At 68.0% G+C, this 5,647-nt stretch carries 6 protein-coding genes; 3 read left to right on the plus strand and 3 right to left on the minus strand.

The annotated features are described in order from the left end of the window. Positions 1–514, minus strand: a 514-nt coding sequence (locus RDU12_RS11800; protein WP_308684754.1) for an amidohydrolase family protein, incomplete at its 3' end; no start/stop codon positions are given. Between the two features lie 79 nt (positions 515–593). Here RDU12_RS11800 and RDU12_RS11805 point away from each other — a divergent pair. Together RDU12_RS11805 and RDU12_RS11810 are read left to right on the plus strand one after the other, a co-directional pair. Continuing rightward, the gene (locus tag RDU12_RS11805; protein ID WP_300291190.1) at positions 594–920 is read left to right on the plus strand and encodes a hypothetical protein; all 327 of its coding nucleotides are present in this window, start codon (positions 594–596) and stop codon (positions 918–920) included. Between the two features lie 9 nt (positions 921–929). After that, positions 930–1,361, plus strand: coding sequence for a DUF488 family protein (locus tag RDU12_RS11810; protein WP_300291191.1), 432 nt, complete (start codon positions 930–932; stop codon positions 1,359–1,361). On the opposite strand, the gene RDU12_RS11815 is transcribed toward RDU12_RS11810, so the two are convergent. Continuing rightward, positions 1,358–3,532, minus strand: coding sequence for a 3-hydroxyacyl-CoA dehydrogenase NAD-binding domain-containing protein (locus tag RDU12_RS11815; RefSeq protein ID WP_300291193.1), 2,175 nt, complete (start codon positions 3,530–3,532; stop codon positions 1,358–1,360). The genes RDU12_RS11810 and RDU12_RS11815 overlap by 4 nt on opposite strands. Positions 3,533–3,549: 17 nt before the next feature. After that, on the minus strand, positions 3,550–4,755 hold the full coding sequence (locus RDU12_RS11820; RefSeq protein ID WP_300291195.1) for an acetyl-CoA C-acetyltransferase: 1,206 nt from the start codon (positions 4,753–4,755) through the stop codon (positions 3,550–3,552). 414 nt (positions 4,756–5,169) lie between these two features. Between RDU12_RS11820 and RDU12_RS11825 the strand changes: the two genes are divergently transcribed. Next, on the plus strand, positions 5,170–5,647 hold a 478-nt coding region (locus RDU12_RS11825), incomplete at its 3' end, for a hemerythrin domain-containing protein (protein WP_308684758.1).

Below are 5,647 nucleotides of genomic sequence, written 5' to 3' on the forward strand. Positions count from 1 at the left end.
CGGCCAGGGCGGCGCTCGAGGCGACCACGGCGTGGCCGTCGGCTCGGCCCAGCAGGACGACGCGGCCGGGCGCGGCGGCGTCGAGGTCCGCGCGGGTCAGGAACCGCCCCTCCGGCCAGTGGGTCTCGATCCAGCCGCGGCCCACAATGGGCCCGCCCGGATGGACCTCGGCCCAGGCCGCCAGCCGGGCCATGGCCTCGGCGACCGAGCTCGAGCCCTCGAGGTTGAGAGTCAGTTCTCGCCAGCCGATGCCGTCGAGGTGGGCGTGGCCGTCGGTGAAGCCGGGAAACAGCACCGCCCCCTTCAGATCGAGCGCCTCGGCGTAGCTTACCGAAGGCGCGCCGGCGGCCGGGCCCACGTAGGCGATGCGGCCGTCCTGGACGAGGACCACCTCGGCCGTCGGCTGGCTGTCGACGCCGGTGTAGATGGTCCCGCCGTGGATCAGCAGTTCCTGGGCCTGGGCGCTCCAGGCGGCGGAACCGAGGAGCAGGGTGAGAAGAAGGGTGCGGCGCATCTGACGGTTCCTGAGTCTGGCGGACATCGGACTCGCCTTACCACGAACGGTCCGTCAAGCTCCGGATCAGGAGGAAGTCATGATCATCGCCGCCCTGTTAGTGTCCGTGCTGGTTGCAAGCCCCGATCCCGAGCCGCCCCGGGCCGAGCTCTGTCTTGCCCATGTCGAGGCCATGATCGCGGAGGCCGAGCGGGAGACCGGCATGGTGGCCGGGCCGAGCTGGTTCATCCGCAGCTGGTGGACGGCGCAGTTGCCCGAGGACGACGCTCCCGGGGCATGGACCGAGGAACAGCGGACCCGGCTCGCGCTTTCCATGCCGGAGCGCAAGGCCGCCGAACCCGACGGATACCGGGCCGAGCTGCAGTCCTGCGTGGACGAAGCGATCGAGGGCGGCGCCCTGCCCTGAGGAACGAGGATGAAGCTGTTCACCATCGGCTATGAGGGCGAACCGCAGACGGCGGTGATCGACCGGCTGAAGACGGCAGGCGTCCAGGTGCTGGCCGATGTGCGGGCGGTGGCGGCGTCGCGCCGGGCCGGCTTCTCCAAGACGGTTCTCGGGTCGAGCCTCGCCGAGGCGGGGATCGAATATGTCCACCTGCGCGACCTCGGCACGCCCAAGGCCGGACGGGACGCGGCGCGCAAGGGCCGGATCGGCGAGATGCGCGCGATCTTCGCCGAGCACATGCAGGAGCCGCCGTCGCAGCTGGCCTTCGAGCGGCTGCGCGAGATCGCCAGGGACCGCCCGACCGCCCTGCTCTGTTTCGAGGCCGACCACGAGGGCTGCCACCGCTCGGCGCTGGCCGAGCGACTGCAGGCCGAGGACGGCTTCGAGGTGGTGAACCTCTAGGCCGCCGCCTTCTGACCGGCGAACTTGCCGTAGAAGGTCTCGCCCTTCGCGGCCATGTCGCGCAGCAGCTGCGGGACCGTGAAGCGGTCGCCGTAGCGTTCCGCATAGATGTCCGCCTGCTCGACGAAGGCCTTCAGCCCGGTCTGGTCGATCATGGTGATCGGGCCGCCGGTCCAGGGGGCGAAGCCCCAGGCCAGGATGGCGCCGACATCGGCTTCGCGCGGGTCGTCGATGACGCCCTCTTCCCAGCAGCGGGCGACCTCGACCGCCTGCCGGTAGAGCAGGCGGCGCTTCTGGTCCTCGACCAGTTCGGGGGTGGAGTCGTCGATCTTCACCGGGGCCAGGTCGGACAGGCCGGACCACAGCTTTTTCGGCTTGCTGTCGTAGTCGTAGAAGCCCTTGCCGTTCTTGCGGCCATAGCGGCCGAGATCCTCGACCATGGTCTTGACGATCTTCCAGCCCGGCAGCGGCTCATAGGCGTCGCCGAGGTCTTCCTGGGTCTGTTTGGCGATCTTGACCGACAGGTCCAGGGCGACGTCGTCGTGCATCTCCAGCGGACCGCGCGGCATGCCGGTCATGCGGCCGATGTTGTCGATCAGGGCAGGGGCGTAGCCCTCCTCCAGCATGGCCAGACCCTCGGCGACATAGGTGCCGAAGCAGCGCGAGGTGTAGAAGCCGCGACCGTCGTTGACGACGATCGGGGTCTTCTTGATCTTCATGACGTAGTCGAGCGACTTCGCGATCGCGGCCTCGCCGGTCTTTTCGCCGAGGATGAGCTCGACCAGCATCATCTTGTCGACGGGCGAGAAGAAGTGGATGCCGATGAAGTCCTCGGGGCGGACGGACGCTTCCGCCAGGCCGGTGATCGGCAGGGTCGAGGTGTTGGAGCCGAACACCGCGCCGGGGGCCAGCTGGGCCTCGGCGCGCTTCGTAACATCGGCCTTGATCTCGCGGTTCTCGAACACGGCCTCGATGACCAGGTCCGAGCCCTTGATCAGGTCGTAGTCGGTCGTGGCGACGACCGAGGCCAGCAGGGCGTCAAACTTCTCCTGGGTGATCTGGCCGCGCGAAAGGCGCTTCTTCAGCAGGTCGGCGACGTGGGCCTTGCCCTTGTCGGCGGCCTCCTGGTCGCGGTCGATCAGGATGGTCTCGATGCCGGCAAGGGCCTGCACATAGGCGATGCCCGCGCCCATCATGCCGGCGCCGATGACGGTGACCTTCTTCGGGTCCGACTTCGGCACGCCGGCGGGGCGGACGGCGCCCTTGTCGAGCTCCTGCTTGCTGAGGAACAGCGAGCGGATCATGGCCTGGGCCTGGGGCGTCATCAGGGTCTTGATGAAGTAGCGGGTCTCGATGCGCAGGGCCGCGTCCATCGGCACCTGGGCGCCTTCATAGACGGCCTTCATCAGGTTCAGCACGGCGGGGTAGTTGCCGTAGGACTGCTTGCGCAGCATGGCGTTGCCGACGAGGAAATTCTGGATGCCGGCCGGGTGGTAGGGGCCGCCGCCGGGCAGTTTGAACGACTTTTCGTCCCACGGCTGGACGGCCTTGCCGCCGCCCTTGATCCACGCCTTGGCCGCGTCGACTTCCGAGCCTTTCGCCACGACTTCGTGCACCACGCCGGCGCCCTTGGCGTCGTTCGGGCGCCACGACGAGCCGGCGCTCATCGCCGTCATCGCCGCCTGGACGCCGATCAGGCGCGTCAGCCGCTGGGTGCCGCCGCCGCCGGGGAAGAGGCCGACCTTGATCTCGGGCAGGCCGAGCTGGATCTTGTTGTCGTCGCCGACGACCCGGTAGTGGCAGGCCAGGGTCAGTTCGAGGCCGCCGCCCAGCGCCAGGCCGTTGATGGCCGCAGCGACCGGCTTGCCGCAGGTCTCGAGCGCGCGCAGGGCGCCGTTCAGCTTCCAGCCCGCGTCATAGGCGTCCTGAAGCGAGCCGCCGGCCAGCATGCCGCCGGCCATGTCGCCGAGGTCGGCGCCGGCGCAGAAGCCCGAGGCCTTGCCTGAGGTCAGGACCGCGCCCTTGATGGCGTCGTCGGTCTTGATGCGCTCGACCCACTCCGGAATCTCCTTCATCACGCCCGAGGTCAGGGTGTTCATCGACCGTCCGGGGACGTCGAAGGTGATCAGGGCGATGCCGTCGGCGTCGACGTCGATCTTGAAGTTTTCCATGGTCAAAATCCCTCGGCTCAGACGCGTTCGATGACGGTGGCGGTGCCCATGCCGCCGCCGATGCACAGGGTGATCAGGGCGGTCGACTTGCCCGACCGCTCCAGTTCGTCGAGGGCGATGCCGGTGATCATGGCGCCCGTGGCGCCGAGCGGGTGGCCCATGGAGATGCCGCCGCCGTTCACGTTCATCTTGTCGTGCGGGATGTCGAGCGCCTGCATGTAGCGCAGGACGACGGCGGCGAACGCCTCGTTCAGCTCCCAGACGTCGATGTCGGCGGTGGTCATGCCGAGTTTGGCGAGCAGCTTCTTCGTCACGAACTCGGGGCCGGTCAGCATGATCGAGGGCTCGGAGCCGATCGAGGCGGCGCCGACGATGCGGGCGCGCGGCTTGAGGCCGAGGGCCTGGCCGGCCTCCAGGGTGCCGATCAGGACGCCGGCGGAGCCGTCGACGATGCCCGAGGAGTTGCCGGGCGTGTGGACGTGGTTGACGCGCTCGACCTCGGGGTAGCGCTGGTTGATGACGCTGTCGAAGGCCATCTCGCCCATCATGGCGAAGGAGGCGTTCAGGGCGCCGAGGGTCTGCATGTCGGTGTTGGGACGGATGGTCTCGTCGCGGTCCAGCTGGACGAGGCCGAGCTGGTTCTTCACCGGGATGACTGATTTCGAGAAGCGGCCGTCGGCCCAGGCGGCGGCGGCGCGCTTGTGGCTTTCCATGGAGTAGGCGTCGACGTCGTCGCGGCTGAAGCCGTATTTGGTGGCGATCATGTCGGCCGAGACGCCCTGGGGCACGAAATAGGTCGGGAAGGCCGAGGACGGATCGACCGGCCAGGCCCCGCCGTCGGAGCCCATCGGCACCCGGCTCATGGCCTCGATGCCGCCGCCGACGGCGAAGTCGGCCTCGCCGGATTTGACCTTGGCCGCGGCCATGTTCACCGCCTCGAGGCCCGAGGCGCAGAAGCGGTTGATCTGGACGCCCGCCACGGTCTGGGCCCAGCCGGCGGAGAGGACGGCGGTGCGGGCGATGTCGGCGCCGAGTTCGCCCACGGGGGTGACGCAGCCGAGGATGACGTCGTCGACCTTGGAGGTGTCGAGGTCATTGCGATCGCGCAGGGCCTCCAGCACCTGGGTCGCCAGGCTGAGGCCGGTGATCTCGTGCAGGGAGCCGTCCTTCTTGCCCTTGCCGCGCGGGGTGCGAACCGCGTCGTAGATATAGGCCTCGGTCATGGGTGCGTCTCTCCTTGGGGTCCCTGACGCTCGGCGCGCGGCGCCTCGCTGCATGAGGGACAGGGTGCGGATTCGAAACTCGCTCGCCAGAAACCCTACGCTTACGTCAACGTCAAGTATTTTGCCCGTTTCGCCGCCGCAGGTAGACGGTTCCGGGAAAAAACACAGTGGATCGAGTCTACCCCGTCTACCCGTCGAAGCCGACGGACAGACCGAACCCTACCCCGCGCCTGCGTCAATTCCGGTCGTATCACCCGGACGCGGAAACGGGCCGACGGGCGCCAGAATGTCCGCTCGCGAACACCCCGGGGCCTGAGATCGCGAGAACGATTCTCACCTTGTCCCGTCTCGGGAACACGCGCGCCTGCCGGGACTTAAGCGGCCATACCCCGCCCGTTCCGAGGAGAATACGACATGACCCAGACCTACGAAGAGATGGACGCGATCGCGATGCTGAAGGCCGACCACCGCAAGGTGGAGGACATCTTCGAGCAGTTCGAAAAGGCGACCTCGAAGGCGAAGAAACAGCAGCTGGCCGAGCAGGCCTGCCTGGAGCTGAAGGTGCACACCATCCTCGAGGAGGAGATCTTCTATCCGGCCTGCCGCGGCCAGATCGAGGAGGACCTGCTGAACGAGGCCTATGTCGAGCACGACAGCGCCAAACAGCTGATCAACGAGATCGAGGCGGGCGGTCCTGAAGAGGATTTCTACGACGCCAAGGTCAAGGTGCTGTCGGAGATGATCGAGCACCACGTCAAGGAAGAGGAGATGCGCTCGGAGGGCATGTTCAGCCAGGCGCGCTCGGCCGGTCTCGACATGGACAAGCTGGCCGACGACATGCGCGCCCGCAAGCGCACCGCCATGGAGGAGTTCCAGGCCGGCAAGCCGGCCG

Origin of the sequence: Brevundimonas sp., assembly GCF_031082345.1 — a bacterium.
Taxonomy (GTDB): Bacteria; Pseudomonadota; Alphaproteobacteria; order Caulobacterales; family Caulobacteraceae; genus Brevundimonas.

Bases quoted from the DNA above. Each gene is read 5' to 3' on its own strand.
- RDU12_RS11805 (WP_300291190.1), top strand. From the start codon at position 594: ATGATCATCGCCGCCCTGTTAGTGTCCGTGCTGGTTGCAAGCCCCGAT.
- RDU12_RS11810 (WP_300291191.1), top strand. From the start codon at position 930: ATGAAGCTGTTCACCATCGGCTATGAGGGCGAACCGCAGACGGCGGTG.
- RDU12_RS11815 (WP_300291193.1), bottom strand. From the start codon at position 3,532: ATGGAAAACTTCAAGATCGACGTCGACGCCGACGGCATCGCCCTGATC.
- RDU12_RS11820 (WP_300291195.1), bottom strand. From the start codon at position 4,755: ATGACCGAGGCCTATATCTACGACGCGGTTCGCACCCCGCGCGGCAAG.